The sequence below is a fragment of the Clostridium pasteurianum genome (assembly GCF_001705235.1).
GTDB classification, from domain to species: domain Bacteria; phylum Bacillota; class Clostridia; order Clostridiales; family Clostridiaceae; genus Clostridium_S; species Clostridium_S pasteurianum_A.
The window spans coordinates 740,069-759,182 of record NZ_MCGV01000001.1; the positions used below are offsets into that span (position 1 = coordinate 740,069).

General features: G+C 29.4%; 15 protein-coding genes, 1 tRNA gene, 1 other RNA gene, 1 pseudogene and 1 riboswitch. Of the genes and pseudogenes, 4 read left to right on the forward strand and 14 right to left on the reverse strand.

The window, feature by feature from the left end; all coding sequences use genetic code 11:
- Positions 1 to 81: 81 nt before the first annotated feature.
- The 10 genes from BEE63_RS03425 to polA all read right to left on the reverse strand — a co-directional run bounded on the left by BEE63_RS03425 (position 82) and on the right by polA (position 9,555).
- Positions 82 to 846, reverse strand: a complete 765-nt coding sequence (locus BEE63_RS03425; RefSeq protein ID WP_066020048.1) for a LysM peptidoglycan-binding domain-containing protein — start codon at positions 844 to 846, stop codon at positions 82 to 84.
- Between the two features lie 37 nt (positions 847 to 883).
- Positions 884 to 1,021: riboswitch (cyclic di-AMP (ydaO/yuaA leader) on the reverse strand.
- 261 nt (positions 1,022 to 1,282) lie between these two features.
- Positions 1,283 to 2,278 (reverse strand): Gfo/Idh/MocA family protein, encoded by a 996-nt coding sequence (locus BEE63_RS03430; protein ID WP_066020049.1) that lies wholly within the window; start codon positions 2,276 to 2,278, stop codon positions 1,283 to 1,285.
- A 50-nt stretch (positions 2,279 to 2,328) separates the two neighbouring features.
- On the reverse strand, positions 2,329 to 2,637 hold the full coding sequence (locus BEE63_RS03435; RefSeq protein WP_066020050.1) for a DUF3892 domain-containing protein: 309 nt from the start codon (positions 2,635 to 2,637) through the stop codon (positions 2,329 to 2,331).
- A 306-nt stretch (positions 2,638 to 2,943) separates the two neighbouring features.
- Positions 2,944 to 4,275, reverse strand: coding sequence for a hypothetical protein (locus BEE63_RS03440; protein WP_066020051.1), 1,332 nt, complete (start codon positions 4,273 to 4,275; stop codon positions 2,944 to 2,946).
- 204 nt (positions 4,276 to 4,479) lie between these two features.
- A non-coding RNA gene (ssrS, locus tag BEE63_RS03445) (6S RNA) lies at positions 4,480 to 4,671 on the reverse strand.
- Positions 4,672 to 4,678: 7 nt separating this feature from the next.
- Positions 4,679 to 4,762: transfer RNA gene (locus BEE63_RS03450), tRNA-Leu, on the reverse strand.
- 95 nt (positions 4,763 to 4,857) lie between these two features.
- On the reverse strand, positions 4,858 to 5,652 hold the full coding sequence (locus BEE63_RS03455; protein WP_066020052.1) for a response regulator: 795 nt from the start codon (positions 5,650 to 5,652) through the stop codon (positions 4,858 to 4,860).
- A gap of 112 nt (positions 5,653 to 5,764) precedes the next feature.
- The gene (locus tag BEE63_RS03460; RefSeq protein ID WP_066020053.1) at positions 5,765 to 6,313 is read right to left on the reverse strand and encodes a lytic transglycosylase domain-containing protein; all 549 of its coding nucleotides are present in this window, start codon (positions 6,311 to 6,313) and stop codon (positions 5,765 to 5,767) included.
- Positions 6,314 to 6,919 carry a dephospho-CoA kinase gene (gene coaE / locus BEE63_RS03465; protein WP_066020054.1) on the reverse strand — a complete coding sequence of 202 codons (606 nt, stop codon included), beginning with the start codon at positions 6,917 to 6,919 and terminating at the stop codon, positions 6,314 to 6,316.
- 20 nt (positions 6,920 to 6,939) lie between these two features.
- Complete coding sequence (polA, locus tag BEE63_RS03470) at positions 6,940 to 9,555, reverse strand: DNA polymerase I (protein WP_066020055.1); 2,616 nt, start codon at positions 9,553 to 9,555, stop codon at positions 6,940 to 6,942.
- Positions 9,556 to 9,709: 154 nt separating this feature from the next.
- On the opposite strand from polA, the gene BEE63_RS03475 reads away from it, so the two are divergent.
- On the forward strand, positions 9,710 to 10,351 hold the full coding sequence (locus BEE63_RS03475) for a DUF6483 family protein (protein ID WP_066020056.1): 642 nt from the start codon (positions 9,710 to 9,712) through the stop codon (positions 10,349 to 10,351).
- 43 nt (positions 10,352 to 10,394) lie between these two features.
- On the opposite strand, the gene BEE63_RS03480 is transcribed toward BEE63_RS03475, so the two are convergent.
- The gene (locus BEE63_RS03480; RefSeq protein WP_066020057.1) at positions 10,395 to 11,678 is read right to left on the reverse strand and encodes a DUF445 domain-containing protein; all 1,284 of its coding nucleotides are present in this window, start codon (positions 11,676 to 11,678) and stop codon (positions 10,395 to 10,397) included.
- A 17-nt stretch (positions 11,679 to 11,695) separates the two neighbouring features.
- Positions 11,696 to 12,856: a DUF445 domain-containing protein gene (locus tag BEE63_RS03485; RefSeq protein ID WP_066020058.1), complete on the reverse strand. Its 1,161-nt coding sequence runs from the start codon at positions 12,854 to 12,856 to the stop codon at positions 11,696 to 11,698.
- 331 nt (positions 12,857 to 13,187) lie between these two features.
- Here BEE63_RS03485 and BEE63_RS03490 point away from each other — a divergent pair, with 331 nt between their 5' ends.
- Both BEE63_RS03490 and BEE63_RS03495 read left to right on the forward strand, forming a co-directional pair.
- Complete coding sequence (locus tag BEE63_RS03490) at positions 13,188 to 14,063, forward strand: cation diffusion facilitator family transporter (RefSeq protein WP_066020059.1); 876 nt, start codon at positions 13,188 to 13,190, stop codon at positions 14,061 to 14,063.
- A gap of 53 nt (positions 14,064 to 14,116) precedes the next feature.
- Positions 14,117 to 14,593, forward strand: coding sequence for a DUF4883 family protein (locus tag BEE63_RS03495; RefSeq protein WP_242874665.1), 477 nt, complete (start codon positions 14,117 to 14,119; stop codon positions 14,591 to 14,593).
- Positions 14,594 to 14,819: 226 nt separating this feature from the next.
- Here the strand turns inward: BEE63_RS03495 and BEE63_RS22520 are convergent.
- A pseudogene (locus BEE63_RS22520) lies at positions 14,820 to 15,879 on the reverse strand (IS110 family transposase).
- Positions 15,880 to 16,559: 680 nt separating this feature from the next.
- On the opposite strand from BEE63_RS22520, the gene BEE63_RS03505 reads away from it, so the two are divergent.
- Positions 16,560 to 17,384, forward strand: coding sequence for a PHP domain-containing protein (locus tag BEE63_RS03505; protein WP_066020061.1), 825 nt, complete (start codon positions 16,560 to 16,562; stop codon positions 17,382 to 17,384).
- Positions 17,385 to 17,578: 194 nt separating this feature from the next.
- On the opposite strand, the gene BEE63_RS03510 is transcribed toward BEE63_RS03505, so the two are convergent.
- The gene (locus BEE63_RS03510; RefSeq protein WP_066020062.1) at positions 17,579 to 18,511 is read right to left on the reverse strand and encodes an aminoglycoside phosphotransferase family protein; all 933 of its coding nucleotides are present in this window, start codon (positions 18,509 to 18,511) and stop codon (positions 17,579 to 17,581) included.
- Positions 18,512 to 19,114: the final 603 nt, after the last annotated feature.

The window sequence follows — 19,114 nt, forward strand, 5'->3', positions numbered from 1 at the left end:
AAAAAAAGATTTAGCAGAAAATAGTTTTTTCCACTAAATCTTTAATAGTTGTCCCATTTTACATTTATTTAAATAAATACTTTAGTATGCAAATATTAATGCACCTGATGTAAGCGCTGTAGGTTTTGACCTAAGCCATGTATTTGTTGCGGTATTGTCATAGAAAAATAATGCACCCTTTGTAGGATCAGCTCCATAAAGAGCCTCTTTTGCCGCATTTAATGATTCTGCCGTGGCACTCTTATTAATCATGCCATTTAAAACCGGTGTAAACTGATAATATCCGCCTTCTCTATCATATATTACTTTGGTAATTGTATTTGGCCAAGTACCACTTTGAACCCTGTTTACTATTACAGCTCCAACTGAAACCATAGCTGTATGACTTTGGCCACCAGCTTCTGCATTTATAAGCCTTGCAAGCAAATCAACTTCTGATGCTGTACATGGTATTACATATAGAGGTGTAGGTGCTGGTGCCGAAACTCCAACAGGTATTACTATAACTTGTCCAACATTAAGAGTGTTTGTCCATATATTATTTGCAAGCTTTATATCACTGAAGGACACTCCAAACTTTTTAGATATAGTATAAAGAGTCTCACCGCTTTTTACAGTGTATTTAACATCTGGAACCTTAAGTGTCTGTCCAGGATATATAATATTGTTCTTTAAATTATTAACAGCAGTAAGGTAATTGTAGTTAGTATTATACGCTCTACTTATAGTAAAAAGAGAATCCCCACTTTTTACGCTGTAAGTTGCAGCTTGCACAGAATTTTTTCCCATTGCTGCAAAAGCAAGAGCCCCTGCAAAAATGAAAAATTTTAATTTTAGTTTTATCATAATTTTCTCCCTTCTATTATTCGCAAAGAATATTAATTTCCCTTGTGAATTATGCCTCCGAGGTTAGCTTACGGATTCGGGTTGAAGGTACCCTACTCATATAATCAATATAAGATTCACCCAAAATGTGTTCCCCCGTACTTAAGTAAATTTTAAGATTCGGCAATTTATATATAACGCATAATTTATATTGCATTCCTCATTATAAAATATTCTAAGTCATGCTGCTCTAGCAGAAATATTTTATACGCTGCAATGCAGTAATTTTAGTGCGTTACGTTTAGTTATGATTCTAACAGATAAAACCTATTCAATCTATGCAAAATTTATGGCAGGAGAGGAATATTTAAATTGGATTTATTTTTATAATTTTATTTTGTTATGTTTAAAATATTCCTCTCAAAAGCCTTTATATATACGAGAGTCCCCTTGAAAATTATCTTTCATCCGCAGGAAAAATGAGACCAATCTGCTTTCTTACTTCATCCATAGTTTCCATTACCATACTAGAAACTTTAAGCTTTTCCATAGCACTCAAAATATCTTTCTTTTTAACTAAACTTATAAATTCCTCAAGTTCATAGCACATATTATCTTTTACCTGTGCAGCTGATAAATCTTCTCCTTCTCCATTTCTAAGTATCAATTTCACCTTTTCAAAATTATTAATGTTCTCTATTACTATGTTTCCCTCTTCCCCTTGAATTTCTGAATATAAATTAGAGTTAGTTATTTTTGAATATATGACTACACCTTCCATGCCATCATATTTAAAAAGCACATTTCCTTCTCCATCAACACCTGTACTCAGAAACAATGCATTTGCCTTTATTTCCTTTGGCATCCCAAATAAATTTATCATTGGATGAATACAGTAAACCCCTATATCCATTAAACCGCCATTGGATAGTTCCTTTTTAAAAGCATTTAAAATCACTCCACTTTTAAATTTATCATACCTTGAAGAATACTGGCAGTAGTTGCCAACATATCTTCTGATTTTACCTATTCTATTTAGATTATTTTTAATGGCTTTAAAGCCAGGTGTAAATTCTGTCTTAATCGCTTCCATTAAAACCACATTATTATCCTTTGCTGCTTCAATCATTTTATCTGCTTCCTTTTTATTAGAAGCAAAAGCCTTTTCGCAAAGTACATGCTTTTTATGCTGCAAAAATAGTATGCTCTGCTCTGCATGAAGTGCGTTTGGAGATGCTACATAAACTGCATCTATTAAATCACTTTCTGCCATTTTATTTAAATCAGTAAATACATACTGTGCCCCATACTTTTCTGCAAATGATTTTCCCGTTTCTTCACTTCTTGAATACACTGCCGTAAGTTCGAAATCCTTTACATGTGCCGCAGCACTTAAAAAACAATCTGTAATCTTACTTGTTCCTATAACTGCAAATCTTATAGTCTTATTCATTAACATCTGCCTCCTTTGTTCATCTCTTAATACTTTTGGGTTAGACACTTTTAATATCGTGGCAAATCGCCTAGGTCATCACATACTCTGTCGTCCGTTTTAATTTTAACATACGCTTCACCTTTAATATAGTCTATACTAACCCGCTTTTTTCTATCCCACTTGTTATCATTTTTGTACATAGTATAATATTTATTTCCATCCTCTATATCAGCTATTAAAAAATCCCTCGAAAATTCAGTTGGCAAACTTATATTATTGTCCTTTATAAAACAAACTTTAACTCTAGTTATAAATTGTCTACTGTTATTTTTGTCATAACGAACAGCATAAACTCCATAATCGTAAACGTTTTTCAAGGCAAAATTCCCCCTTTATAAACTACTACTATATACTATTTATGATTTTTGTATAGTAGAACTATAATTTAATAACTATCACTGCATAATTAATAGATTAGAAATTTATTAATAAAATAGTAAAGAAGCTGCGCCACTAAATCACTTAGTATTGCAGCTCCTTTTTGTTTTGCTATGTGAAACGTTATCAACTACCAGCCTGACATAGGAAAATATGCCATTATAGTGTTAAGATGTGGCAGCACTACACACGTACCTACTACCAATACCGATAAAATGAACAATTTCATACTCAACTTATGATTTTTAAAGAACATTATATCCACGACCTTTCATATATAATTTAATGAATTTTTGAATTTCTTTCAAGGTTTCATAGTCTTTTTTATTCAAATAATATTCTACAAGCTTATTCATAAATTTTACTTTAACTTTTTGTTCTTTATTTATGTTCAATAAAAACATGTCCTTAATTTCGTTAATTGCTTTATCATCGTTATTGTCAATATATATATCAAATAAATCATCTAATGTAATTCTTACTACGTTGTACTGCTTGTACGCCTTAGCATAATCCAAAGATTTCAAAAAATATGATTTTGCCGTTTCTATTTCATTTAATTTTTTATATAGATTTCCAACTTCGTGGTACATTTCAGGTAATCGTTTCGTCTTCTGAGGAACATTGTCTATGTTTTGATCTATCTCTTCCAAGTATTGTTTTGCCATACCTATCTTATCAAGATTGATATAAGCGTCCACCAAATTAAACATTACTGATATGCGTAGCTCAAAGTTATCTTTGCTTATAACATTAAATATTCTATTAAATATGTCTAAGGCTTTACGATGTTCTTTAAGCAATCCTAAGCAAACACCTTCTTGTCCCAGCACTTCACAATACTTATCCGTATTTATATCTTTGATTATAGGTTCTAGTTTTTTTAATCGGTCAAGTGCTATACTATATTTCTTTAATCCTGAATAACATAATGAACTATTGAAAAGAAATATAGAACGATATTGATCACTTAGTTTGTCCCCAAACTGATTTAAGGCAAAATCACAACATTTTATGTTTTCCTCGTATTTATCCATGTAAGAATAAACCATTGATAATTTTCTTAGAATGGAGACAAGATTTTCGGTATAAACGTTAACGTCCATTAACGCCCTAGCTTTTTCATAATACATTGAACTATTATATAGGTCGTTTGTATTAGCAAAATAATCTCCTGCTAACTCAAAAACGTCTATTTTTTTATCGACTAAGTTCCATTTAGTCAAGAACCCTTCCACCTCATCTAATTTTTCGGTAAAGCTTCCGTCTTTATAAACGCTCAAATCTTTAAGCTCTTTTATATATTTATCAAGTATTTTACTAGCTTGGGAAGTTTCATCTTCCATTAAATATTCTATAGTTTCATCAACTTTAATATTCTTTTTATTACAGATTCCTTTCAAATTACTCATCATAATCTCAGCAGCATGCTTAGTTAATTTTGCTTTGCTGTGTTCTATCTGGCTAATAAGGTTTCTAGTTATTTCACCACCAGCCAAATCATCTTGTCGTACATCATATTTTTCTCTTAAGTTTTTAAGTTTGTTTCCAACTGACAGTATCTCATAACTTCCCATACTTAAAACTCCTTTATTAACCTTACTTGTAAAATAGTTTGTTTACACTTATTATAACATATGTTTTATTGTTTGTTAATATAGTATATTTTATCCATTTAAATTAAAATTAATTTTACAATCGAATATGTCATTAACTAAATAATATTCTTAATATATAGGAACACAAAAAAGAGAGGTCAAAAACCTCTCTTTACATTCAAATATTACTCCAAAATACCGTTACCCTAATTTTGACACCTATCTCTCCGATAGGTGGGTGTCCTCACAGATGCTTCTATCTCATTCAATACCGTAAAAGGATTCACAAGAAGTACATATAATCATCTAAATATTGAACTCCCTTGTTTAAACTGTAGGTTCAAAATAAGAGCTTCACGAATACCTCAGAAAATTATTCAATTGGTGCGAAGAACGGGACTTGAACCCGTACGGTATAACCACACGCCCCTCAAACGTGCGCGTCTGCCAATTCCGCCACCCTCGCATATTTATGCTAAATCAACTGACAAATAAAATTATACTATATAATTTTATTTTGTCAATAAAAAAAATCAGCATAAATATAAAGCTTTACAATTATCAATTAAGTTTTGTTATCTCTTTTAGCAATTTCTTCACTTGCTTGTTTAAAGAGTATAATCTTACATTTGCCTTAAGCTTGGCTATAAATAAAGTTTCCTCCACTGGTTTTGTAATAAAATCATCGGCACCAGCATTTAAAATACTTGAAATTGTCTTAGGATTTGTAATACCCGTAACAGCAATTATAGAAGAATTTATATTATTTCTCTTTATATTCATAATTATATTTTTTCCAAACTCATGATTAAGGACTATATCTACAAGATAAATATCATACTTTTTATCAGAATTTAAAAGTTCCCTACCAGTGCTATAGTAATCTACATTTTCAATTCCATATTTATCTAAAATATCTTTGTTTCGCTTAAGTTCAAATTTACTATCATCTAAAACTGCAATTTTTGCCTTTTTTAAATCATTCATATATTGATCTTCTTGGAAAACAACATCAATATGCTTCGATATTTCATCTAAAAATACATCCTTAGTTATATAATCAGTAATTCCAAGGTTCATTATCCTCTTCTTATCGCTATCCATTTCATTACTTGTAACTAAAAATATTGGAACTTCACTGTGCTTACTTAAGTTCACATCAGAAATAAACTTTTCTATCGTATCTCCATCTGCAATAAATGATGTTATGATTAAGCTAATGTGCTCTCTATTAAGAATCTCTTCTGCCTCGTCAAAACTATCCGTAGCAACATAATAGTAACCCTTTTTGTCCAAAATACCCTTAAGCATTTCTCTAAAAAAATTGTTTTTTTCAATATGAAGTACTGTATACATAATATTTCCCCCCAGTATTTATTTAAACCTGCCATTGCTATATTATCGTACAGTACTACAATTAAATTTACTTATTTTTATCTATACCCGTATATGTTATACAAAATATATTCTAATTACCATAAAGTCGTTTATATATTTCATAATCGCTCATTACCTTTTTAACATATTTGCTAGTCTCACCATATGGTATATAATGAAGTGTCTTTCCATCTTTAGAATTAGCTTTATTATTAAGCCACTTCTTAACGTTACCCCTTCCACCATTATAAGCAGCTAAAATGAGTGTCTTATCGCCGTTAAACTCATTTGACAGGTCCTTTATATACCAGCATCCTATTTCTATGTTTATCTCAGGATTATACAAGTCATCAGTCTTAAAATTATTAATTCCCATCTTTTTCGCTGCCCAATCAGCAGTTTCCGGAGTAATCTGCATAAGACCATAGGCACTTTTATTTGATTTTGCATCATTATTAAAGTCACTTTCTGATCTTATTACAGCTAATACAAAATAAGGATCAATCTTATTTTTAGTTGAATATGTTTTTACATAAGTAAGATACTTAACTGGATAAAAGTGCTTTAATATGTTTTTTGTATTTAAAGCTATAATTACAACAATTATTATTATAAAAAATGTAAAAAATTTAGACTTCATTTATTTTTCCTTCATTATGTTTACAGACTGCCCTATTCTATCAATCTGCTTAATTGTATTTTCAAATGTACCGCTGTTGTCAATTACAAAATCCACGTACTTCTTTTTTTCATCTAGCGGCATTTGAGAATTAATCCTCAGGATAACTTCATCCTCAGACATATTATCTCTTGCTTTAACTCTCTCTATCTGTGTATTTCTATCCACCCAAACAAGAATATTTATATCCATATCCTTGTAAACATCATTTTCTATAAGTGTTGGTGCATCAAGGACACATACATTTTCATCAAGGCTCTCATAAGTTTTCATAGTTCTTTCTATATCTTTCTTGATATATGGCATTATAATATTTTCATATTCTTTCCTGTAATTCTCATTACTAAAAATAAAATTTCCAAACTCTCTTCTTTTAAGTGCACCTGATTCATCAAAAAAGTCATTTCCAAATTTATTTTTTACTGCTGTAACTATCTCTGGATGCTCTTTAATTACACTCTTTGCCACTTGATCCGCATCTATAACTAAAACTTGCCTTTCTTTAAACATTCTTGAAATTGTGCTCTTTCCGCTGCCAATTCCTCCTGTAAGGCCAATTTTTAACATACTCCCACCACCAAATAAATTTATTTTGCTTCATACCAGGTACTACCTGATTTTATATCGACTTCTAATGGAACTTTAAGCTCCATAGCCTTCTCCATTTCAAATTTTACCATATTCTTTACTGTATCTAGTTCATCTTTATATACATTCAAAATAAGCTCATCATGAACCTGAAGTATAAGTCTACTTTTAAGCTTTAGTTCTTTAATTTTATTATAAACATTTACCATAGCAAGCTTTATTAAATCTGCTGCACTTCCCTGTATAGGAGTATTCATTGCAAGTCTTTCACCAAAACTTTTAACCATTTTATTGGATGAATTTATTTCAGGAATGGTTCTCCTTCTATTCATTATGGTCGTAACATACATATCCTTTTTAGCTTTTGCAATGGTATCATCTAAATATTTCTTTACATTTGGATATCTTTCAAAATAAGTTTCAATATACTCTTTAGCTTCCTTCCTTGATACTTTTATATCCTTAGCTAAGCTAAAATCCCCTATTCCATAAACAATACCAAAGTTTACTGCTTTTGCATTACTTCGCATTTTAGGTGTAACTTCTCCAATTGGAACCCTGAAAACCTCGGAAGCAGTTTTAGTATGAATATCACTGTGATTCTTAAAAGCACTAATTAAATTTTCATCATCAGCAATATGTGCAAGTACCCTAAGCTCTATTTGAGAATAATCCGCTGAAAGTATTATACACTCATCATTTTCTGGTACAAAAACCCTTCTTATTTCTCTTCCCATTTCGCTCTTAATTGGTATGTTTTGAAGGTTTGGTTCAGTACTTGAAAGTCTTCCTGTTGTAGTTACCGTTTGATTAAAGCTTGAATGTATCTTCTCATCAACATCTATAACAGGCTTAAGCCCCTCCACATATGTAGAGTATAATTTTGTAAGATGTCTATAGTATATTACTTTTTCAATTATAGGATGTTTATCCAAAAGTTTATCCAAGACTTCCGCATTTGTTGAATAACCAGTTTTAGTCTTTTTTATCACAGGTAAATCTAATTTTTCAAAGAGTATTTTACCCAGCTGCTTTGGAGAACTTATATTAAACTCCTCACCTGACATTTCATATATTGCATTCTTAACTTTTGTTATCTCGCCATTAAATTTCTCACCAATTTGTTCAAGTTTATCTTTTTCAACCTTAAATCCTTCACTTTCCATAGATGCCAGTACCTCTACTAATGGCAACTCTACTTTATAGTACAAGTCTTCCATCTCAAGAGCTTCAATTTTATTTTTAAGGTTGTTGTAAATTTTATCCATTATATAGACTTCTTTTATTCTAATATCATTTTCCTCTCCCGTCAAATCCAGTGAGAGCATTTCTTCAGCAGCATCTTTTAAATTGTACTCTTTTTTAGAAGGATTTATGAGGTATTCAGCTATTGCTGTATCAAATATTATGTTTTTTATCTTTATTTCATTCTTACCAAGTATTGTGTATAACTTTTTAGAATCATGAATTACTTTAGCTATAGTCTCATTTTCAAAAAACTTCTTCAAATCCTCTAAAGTATCTTCCTTTTTTTCATCCATTATCTTCTTAATTTCAATAAAATATGTGTCTTTATCTGTTTTTATGAACATTTTATCTATATAACTTTTAGAATATACATTTCCCTCACCTATAGCATATGTCATGTATATAGTGGTATCTTTAACTCCCAACACAAATTCATGAAACTTAGAAAATTCATCTATATCTACACTTTTCACATCAATTGTATTTTCTTCGCTTTCTTCATTAAGTTTAGGTATTTTCTCCATTATGTTTCTAAACTCAAGCCATCTTAAAAGCTTTTTTGCACCTGGTACGTCAAAATTTTCCTTAGATCTTATATCATCAATATCAATTTCAATAGGAACATTTGTCATTATAGTTGCAAGTTTTTTACTAAAAACCGCCTGTTCAGCATATTTTTCTAAATTTTCTTTTACCTTATTACCTTTTATGTTATCTATGTTTTCAAGGACATTTTCCACGCTGCCATATTCATGTATAAGTTTAAAAGCAGTTTTAGGTCCTATTCCTGGAACCCCTGGTATGTTATCCGAATTATCGCCCATAAGTCCTTTTACATCTATGAATTGAAGAGGTGTAACTCCAAATTCCTCTATCATTCTTTTTTTATCGTATATTTCTTTTTCCGTCATACCTTTTTTATTTATAACAACTTTAACATTATCATCGGAAAGTTGCAGAGCATCCCTGTCTCCAGTAACTATGTATACTTCAATTCCTTTTTCCTTTGCATATGTAGCTAATGTTCCTATAAGATCATCAGCTTCAAATCCATCTATTTCAAATATATTTATAGCTAATTTTTCAAGCAATTCTTTTAAAATAGGAAACTGCTCACTAAGCTCTGGAGGCATTTTCTTTCTTCCTGCCTTATAATCTGAATATTCCTTGTGTCTAAAAGTAGGAGCCTTCCTATCAAATGTTGTGACTATGTAATCAGGTTTTATTTCATCTCTCATTTTAAGCAGCATATTCATAAAACCATATATTGCATTAGTATGGACTCCCTCTGTATTGGTAAGTTCAGGTAAAGCATAAAAAGCTCTATTCATAAGGCTATTACAATCTAATATAAGCAGTCTTTCCATTTTATCACTCCTAATTTAATTATCAAATACACAGCTTATTATATCATAACTCCAATTTAATTTATAATAATGTAGGTTGCAATATTTTATATTAGAAATTACAATATAATAATATGATACCTTTATATATAAAACTTTTAATGGGGTGTGTCAATTGATTAAAAAAAATATAAGTAAACTTCTAAGCGAAGAATTTAAAAATAATATTGATAAAATACATAAACTTAAGGATTTAAATAAGGATGCCTTCCCTGCAATAGATGATTCTTTTAAGAGGTTTTCGGGAATGAGCTCAAGTTTTATAAATTCAGTTTCTATGAAAGACCTTTTAAACTTTCTAAAAACAAATAATATGCCTGATGGAAATAAACTCATAATAGTATCAGCACTTTTATTCGAAGAGGGTACTATTTTTGAAGACAATGAAGACAATATATCAGAAGCTTTTTTTAGATATGAAAGGGCCTTCAACTTAATATACACAGTTTTTAATGATGATTTAGACTGCGATATAGAAAATTATACGGCTTTATCAGACACTACTATAGAAAGATTAACTCAATATGAGCTAAGCACGGAAACCATGGAAAAATTATTCAAGTATTTTAAAATCACTGAAAATTACGCTAAAGCAGATGACTGCCTTTATGAACTAATGAATTCAAGTGATAGCAATAATTTTAAGGAAACAGCTATAAACTTTTACCATGAGCTTCTCAGTAAATCAGATGAAGACTTATTAAAAGGAAATCTTAAAAGATCAGAAGTAGAAGAATATTTAAAAGAACTAAGCTAAAGTTCATATTGTAATATCACTGCATAATAATTAAGGGGATTAGTTATCTTAAAAACAATCCCCTTATTGCAGGTGATATAAATGGATTATATATGAATTTCATAATAAAAAATAAAATCATACCTGCAAATCCACCAACAACCGATCCATTTATCCTTATCCACTGAAGATCACTTCCAACCTTATCATCAATGAATTCATTTAATCTTTTATCATCAAACTCATTAAGTGTATCTCTTATAAATTTTCCTATAACATAATGCTTCTCTTGAAGTAAATTTATAACCGTTTTCTGAACATAGTCTTCAATTTTACTTAAGCTTTTTCTATCATCCTTTAACTTTTTAAAGCAATTCACAAAAATCCCGAATAATTTTTCAGATATAAAACATCCATAAAGTTCATTTTCCTCAAACTGAATTTTTGACTTTAAAAATAACTTATTCATAATCTTTTCTATACTATCATCGCCAAAGATATTCTCTTTAATGACTTCCAAATTACCGTCACTAGAATCTAATCTATCTAAAAACCTCATAATGCACTTGTCAATTTCATTTCTATAATAATTTTGAGGCTCGCTTAATCCCTTCACCTTATGTATAAGCTCTTCATAAAATATTTTGCATGCTTCTCTTGTATTAACACTATCTGAAGCTTCAAAAATAGACAATCCTATTTTGGCAAAAGTACCTTTAGTATTCTCCTTTTTAACTTTATCTGCAAAATTATATATATAATCCTCTACTTCTGGTTTTTTTAAAACATAAAGCAAGAAGTCAGAAATAACATTTAAAATTTTTTCCTTATTATTAGTATATATACACTCTGCTATACATTTTATTCTACTGCTGCTGTAAAGCTCATTTAGATACTTTTCTCTAAGCTTTTTTATTTCTTCTTTTATTTTATTTTTGTCTATTTTATTTACGTATTCATCAATTAGGCTAAAAGCCTTTAAACATATACTCTTCTCATTTTTTATTATATTTTCAATCAACTTATCTCCAATATTGTTCTTTTCTATCTTCTGCTTTATAGACTCACTACTTAAAAGTTCTTTCTCTACAAAACTAGCTGTGGCATCAATTATTTTTTCCCTATTTCTAGGTATAAGTGCCGTATGAAATGATACACCAAGTGGTTTTCTATAAAGGGCTGTTATAGCAAACCAATCAGCAACTCCTCCTACAAGCCCTGCCTCCATTATAGTAAATAGGAAATCACTATATGCATTATTTAACACGTAATATTTTATTATGAAAGCAATTATAAAACCAACTGAAACCATTACAAGAGTTATATTAGCTTTGTTTCTATAATTCATAATCTCTACTCCTAATATTAAATTAATATTTTTGTAACTATAAATACTAGCATACCTACCATCCCTCCAACAACAGAACCATTTATTCTTATAAGTTGAAGGTCATCACCAGCTTTATCATAAGCTAACTTTATTATCTCATCATCATTATATTTGTTTAAACTTTCACGTACTATACTGCCTATTTCCTTGTGTTTAGAATTAACGAGTTTTTCTATAAAATTGCTTATAAATTCATTCACTACCTTTTTATCAAGATTATTTACAGCATTTATTATTAACTCGCTAATGTTGTCTTCACTGTATTTTTTATTCCATATCTTACACTCCTTTGGACAGTTTTCACACCTTTTAGCACAGTCCTTTACTAAAGTTGAAACATCAGGGAAAGAGGATTTATCCTTATTTTTATAAATAGATAGTATGAATTTCTTAACATCTTCCTTATATTCATTTTTTCCACTTCTTATACTGTTTAGCTTTTCTATAATTTTATCCTTAACTATATATGGAGCTAATTTCAAATTTCCTTTAAAAACAGCCTTAAGAATAAATCCAGTTGTAAGCTTTCTCCTAAGACTATTTCCTTCATATCTTTTTATAGTATCTGTTAAAATCTCATTAATAAATTTTATGGAGAAATCCTCATTTATGACTTTCACCATTTCTCCTATAACTAGTTCTACCGCTTTATCATATAACTTACTCTGAATAAAATTATCTAAAGCTTTATTTACATATGCTTCATTTTCATATATATTATCCTTTAAAAATCTTTTAATATCTATTCGAGATATTATATTTTGAAGAACTTCTTTTTTAAGCAGCTTCATATTTAAAATAGCTGAAAAGAAATCATAATTTCTTACCTTTTCATTTATTTTTTCTTTACTTAGAAGATCATTTTCAACCATATCCACTATTGTACAAACAAATTTTTCTTTATTATCTCTAAGTATATCCGTTCTAAATATTTTTTTAGGCCAGTTTATATTAAGTGGCTTTTTAAAAATAGCTGTAACACCAAACCAGTCTGCTATGCCGCCTACAAGAGCTGCCTCCGATATACTTGAAATAAGACCTCCATAAAAATTGTCCTTAAATGCACTACTTATAAAATAGCATACACCAAAAAAGGTCAACAAACTTGATGCTTTATATTTATTACTTTTCTTCATTTTAGTACCTCATAAATCTTAATAAATTTTTTCATTCACAAAACTATGACTAAAATAATATTATATATAAAAACTAAATATTTAACCTAATATTGTTCCATAAACTTATGTACTTACAATTTTCATAAATGCATAGGTTTAATTTCACGAATAACTATATATACATTATATATTAAAATTCATGGTTTTTAAAATCATTCTCAGTTGAAATTATTTATTACAATTTTTTCTACTTTTTTTATTGTAATTGTATTGATTTAGTGGCTTTTATACTATATACTATTTATAAGTTTTCTCAATTGAAATAGAAAAAGAATTGGAGAGATTAAAAATGAACAAACATAATTCAGCAGTATTATCTATTGCATCAAATAGTATTTTAATAGTTTTTAAACTTACTGCTGGTATTGCAATGAACTCAATTAGTGTAATATCTGAGGCTATTCATTCATCAATAGATCTTGTAGCAAGTTTAATAGCCTTTTTTTCCATAAGAAAATCATCCGAAAAAGAAGATGAAGGACATCCGTTTGGACATGGCAAATATGAAAACGTATCTGGATTTGCTGAAGCAATACTGATAATATTTGCAGCTGCAATGATAATATATGAGGCAGTCACAAAATTAGTATCTCACTCAGAAATACAAAATGTAAATTCAGGAATCTATGTAATGCTTATATCTTCTGGAGTTAACTTGTTTATATCAATTATACTTTCTAAATGCGCCAAAAAGACAAATTCCATTGCTCTTGAAGCAGATGCAGCACATTTATTTACTGATGTTTTCACATCAATGGGAGTATTTTTGGGGTTAATTCTTCTAAAAATAACTAAAATAAAGCTCATAGACTCTGCAGCTGCCTTTATAGTAGCATTCTTAATAATAAAAACCGGAGTAGATTTAATAAAAAAGTCTTTAAAAGATTTAGTGGACAGCAGTCTTGATAAAGAAGATCTAAATAAAATAGCCGCTATAATTAAGAACCATCCTTATGTAGAAGGATACCATAAACTTAGGACAAGAAAATGCGGCAATACCCGTGAAATAGATATTCATATACAAATAGTTGGCACTGATTCACTAGAAAAGACCCACAATATATGTTCTGATATTGAAAAGCAAATAAAGACCATCTTTCCGGACTCCTGTACAGTAATTCATCCAGAACCTTACAAAGGAAACTTTTTAAAAAATAAGTCTTAAATGTAATAAAATAATTTACCAGCTCATATTCTATATATAAAAAGAATGGGCTGGTGATTGTTATTAAAGCGCGAAAAATTATTTTATTAGCAGCATTAACTATTTTTCTAGTATGTTTTTGCGGCTGTGATAATGAACTTTTACATAAGAAAAAGCCATTTAACTTTTATTACACAAACCTTTTGGCAGAAAGTTTCGTAAAAGAAAAAGTCATAAAAGTTTCTTTAATAGATACAGTATACTATAAAAATTACATTTTAAATAATTCTGATATATCAGTCTTAAAAAACTTTTTAATTCATTTGAAAAAGCATAATTACATAAATAAACCCTCAAACCTTCCAGAGAAACCTATGTACCGATTTTTTTTAACCTTTTCAAGGAAAAAATTTGTTTTAGATGTATACAATAAAAATTATGTAACTGTATCCCCATGGGATGGATATTACCCTAAGGACTTTTTGAATATAACAGATATTCCATCTTCCTGCAACCCTTATAATTTAGGCACACACGTAATACCACGTTAGGGGATTAACATTGATTCGTAACATTAAAAAAATCCTATAAATCTAAGATAAAAAAAGCTTAAAATCCTAAGATATTTCAATAACTCGCTGAAAAGATCCTCAAACCTGCTAAGTAAAGTCAAGTGTTTTTATTAAAAAATTTCAAAGAAATTTTTCAGTAAAATAGGGCAACTTTAAAAGAACCTTCTTACGGAAGATTTTTTTAAAATGCTCTATTTTTATTTTTTTAGTTTTTCAAAATTTCTGAAACTCTAGCATAATATATTCTCAAAAATTTATTTAATCCTGCTATTTTAGCCTGCTTCTTTGCCTTACCCTCTGATTCTTTTTTTATTATATAGTCATACACTGCTGTATCTTTAGTGGGGACTCTACATTTTATGCTTTTCATTATCTCATAACCTGTTTTTCTAAGATATCGAGATCCTCGTTTTGATATTTTTCGGTTGTTTCCATTAAAGTTTCCCGATTGATAAGGTGGTGCATCTATTCCTGAATAAGCCACAAGAGCCTTTGCACTGTAATACTTTCTTACATCACCTATTTCCGCAATAATTCTTGGTGCCAGTCTTTCTCCTACACCGTTCATATTCAAAACAACATCATATTCTGGTAATAGCTTGGCAAGTTCCTTCATTCGTGATAATATTTTATTTAAGGTTATTCCAGTCGAATGGATGCCCTTTATAGTTTCTAAGATGATCATTTTTGTACTTGACATCTTAGAAGGCATAGTTGTGATACTATTTTTAGCGAGAATATATATTTCATGAGCTTTATTCTCGCTAAATTGGTATCCCTCTTTTTTTGTCCACTTCTTATAGTTTTCAGTAAATTTATTTTGGCTTAATTTAATAATATTGTCATAATGCCAGTATTTTTGAACAAAATCTGATAACTTATCTTTTGATATCTTCTTCTATTTTATAATTACTTAGTTCATGCCAATTGTCTAAGCCAAATTTCGAGATTGTTTTTGAGTCTAATTTATCTGTTTTACCTTTTCTAATAGATATACTTGCATACTTTTTCATAAGCATGGGATTAACAACAGAAACCCAAATTCCTCTTTCCTGTAGATAAGATACTACTGGAATATGATAATGTCCTGTTGCTTCCAAAATTACTTTACTTTCTTCGTCAAAACTTATAATCTTATCAGCCAGCTTTTTTAGTTCTTCTAAAGTATGTTTAACTTCAAAAGGTTTCTCTAAAATTTCACCATATAATTTGCGAATACAAACTGTACTTTTGTTTTTTGAAACGTCTATGCCAACACTAATCATAATATCGACTCCTTTGCTAAAAATTTTGTCCATCCACTTATTACTACTCATTTTTGTTCGTTACACGGAAGCTAATTATAGTTCCAACCTGCTTAATCGAATATCCGTAACAAGGAATGGGTGATAGTTTGAGCCACGGAAGCAAAATTCCAACAATTGAATCATCAGCCCATTTCTTATTATATTAAAATAAGTGTAGGTACTTAATCAAATGAGATTAAGTGTCTACACTTATAGTACAAGACAATTGAAATATCTAAGTATTTTAAGCTTTTTTCATCAAGATTTATTAGAATTTTTTTAAATCGTTACGTATCAATGTTAATCCCCTTTGAGAGTAAAACAAGGTAACAATTCCTCCGTACCTACGGAATTTTGGATATGATAATTTTATTTAAATTCTTCTCTTATAATAAAAACAATGATACCTCTCCCTCATTTCACTATGAAAAACTTTTAACCTTACATCTTTCCATTTCAACTAGTTGAAATGTTCTTTCCTAAAATATAGATTTTCCAGAGCAAAGCGGCGGAAAATCCTGCTTCATTCTTAATTCTTCTTTCTTAATTCTTAATTCTTAATTTTTCCTTTTCGCTTCTCATTATTAATAGAATCGACAAATCACAGAATTTTTGGTATATTGATTGTGTATTAAATAGACTTCAAGGAGAGGATTTTTATGTACGTTAAAGGTGATTTTCATATTCACACAAATGCATCTGACGGAAAATATGCTCCGGAAAAAGTAGTTGAGATTGCCAAGAATAATGATATTGACATAATGGCTGTAACTGACCATGATACTACAGATTCAGTTAGTAGAGCTATATCTTACGGTGAAAAATTAGGTATAAAAGTGATTCCAGGAATAGAATTATCAACTCTTCAAAATGGAGAAAGCATTCACATTCTAGGATATTTCAGAGATAATTCATACCAAAATAAAAGTTTTCAGGAGTTCCTATTAGGTATGAAAAATTATAGAGTATGGAGAGCAAAAAAAATAGTTGAAAATCTAGATACTTTTTTTAATATAAAGCTAGATTATAAAAGCATATTAAAAGAAGCCCATAATATTGTAGCAAGACCTCATATAGCGCGGGCAATAATCTCTAGTGACTATGATTTTACTTATGAATATATATTTGAGAACATATTAAACAAGGAAAGTCCCGCATATGTTCCAAACAAAAAAGTATCTGTGTCAGAAGGAATTGATATTTTAAAAAATGCCAATGCAGTAGTAATTTTAGCTCATCCAATTTTAATAAAAAAGACACCTGTAGAGGAACTTTTAAAGCTTAATTTTGATGGACTTGAGGCAATTTATTCATTAAATAAAGAATCTGATACAAAAAGGTTTTTAGAAATAGCTACAAATTACAACAAAATAGTAACCGCAGGTTCGGATTTCCATACAGATGATCCATCAGACACAAAACACGGAAAATTAGGTCAGGTTCATTTAGATAGTAAGAATATAGATATATTACTATCCAAATAATGCTTCAACTTAAGAAAAATTAAGAATGTTGGATTTTTTAATTAGGCTCTGTTAGACTAAATTGCTAATATATACTCTAAAAACAGGTAGTCCAATTTCCACTTGAATTTAGACTACCTGTTAATACATAATATAAGAGAACTGCGTATAAACTAAAATGAGTTTTATAAATAGAATGACTTTTTAGACAGATATTAGTAACCGAAAAAAGCTAATGTATTTAAAACAATATCTTTTAAGTCAGTATATTTTTGTGGAAGATTCTCTTTTGCACCGAGCATTTGTAGTGGATTTATTAAATCTCGAAGTTTGCTTAGTTTATACCAATCAGATGGTAAACTTCTATTAGAAGAATTATTATATACCTGCTGAAATATCTTAATTTGCTTTTGACTAAAGTTATTTTCATATCGAAAAAACTGGCCTATATCTCCTAAGCTGTGACCAAAGCCCGAAAATTCCCAATCAACAATCCAAATACTATTATTTTTATCAATTAACATATTTGCAGGACGAAAATCTGAGTGAGTAAAACTTATATACTTATCAATTTCATACAAATCTCTTTTTTTATGCGATATAAGTCTCTTAACTCTTTCTTTAATCTCTTTTCCAATACGCTCTGTAATAATTTCTTTTTCAAGAAACAAATCATACCATGTTAGAAATGGTGGATAATCATTATCAAATACACCTTTATTTGTAATATTACAGTTATGTATATATGAAGCACTTTCGGTAACTTGAACAATAATGCTATCTTCTAACTTACCTCTTTGTACCAACATTTCTTGCATAGATTCTCCATGTATATATTCATATATTAAGCATATTCTTTGTGTAATGTTATCCTCAGATACAAAAAGCAATTTAGGGACATTTAAGTGCCCATAAAATAATTCGTTAATAGTTCTCTCTTTTTTATGGCTAATATCGTTTATTGGGCATATTCTTAGCAAAAAGTATCCTCTATTCGTATGCACTTTATAATTACTGTTTCTACAACCAACATTTATAGGAGAATAATTCAATATTTCAAGGTGCTTATCATATTCTGTGAATATAACTGTTATTTCCTTAATGTCTATATTATAAAAAGGTATAGAACGTTCCCAAAAATTATCCATTATAGCCTCCATTTTGAATGTATAAAACTGCATCAATATGTTTTCGTTTCATATTAATCAGAGCAGTTTTGTAATAATTTACTAATATGTGTTATTATGTATACATATTATACTACAATGGTATTCATTAACAAGTTAGGTTGTAAAATCAAGCTATACCTGCATTTAAACCCCAAACAATCTCAAGCCCAAAATTCCGTAGATACGGAGGAATTTTTTCCTTGCTTTACCCTCAAAAAGAATTAACAGTGCTGAAGTAACAATTTAAAAAAATCCTAATAAATCTTGGTAAAAAAATCATAAAATGCTTAGAGTTTTCAACATTATCCTGTACCAAGCTTGAGGAAAGTCCAGTTACGATAATATTTATATAATCAAGCTATACCCACATTTAAACCTCAAACAATCTCAAGCCCAAAATTCCGTAGGTACGGAGGAATTTTTTCCTTGCCTTACTCCAAAAAATAATTAACAGTGCTGAAGTAACGATTTAAAAAAATTCTAATAAATCTTGATAAAAAAATCATAAAATGCTTAGAGTTTTGAATTTGTCTGAACGTAGTGAGTTATTCAAAACTCTTAGTATTTTATGATTTTTTTACC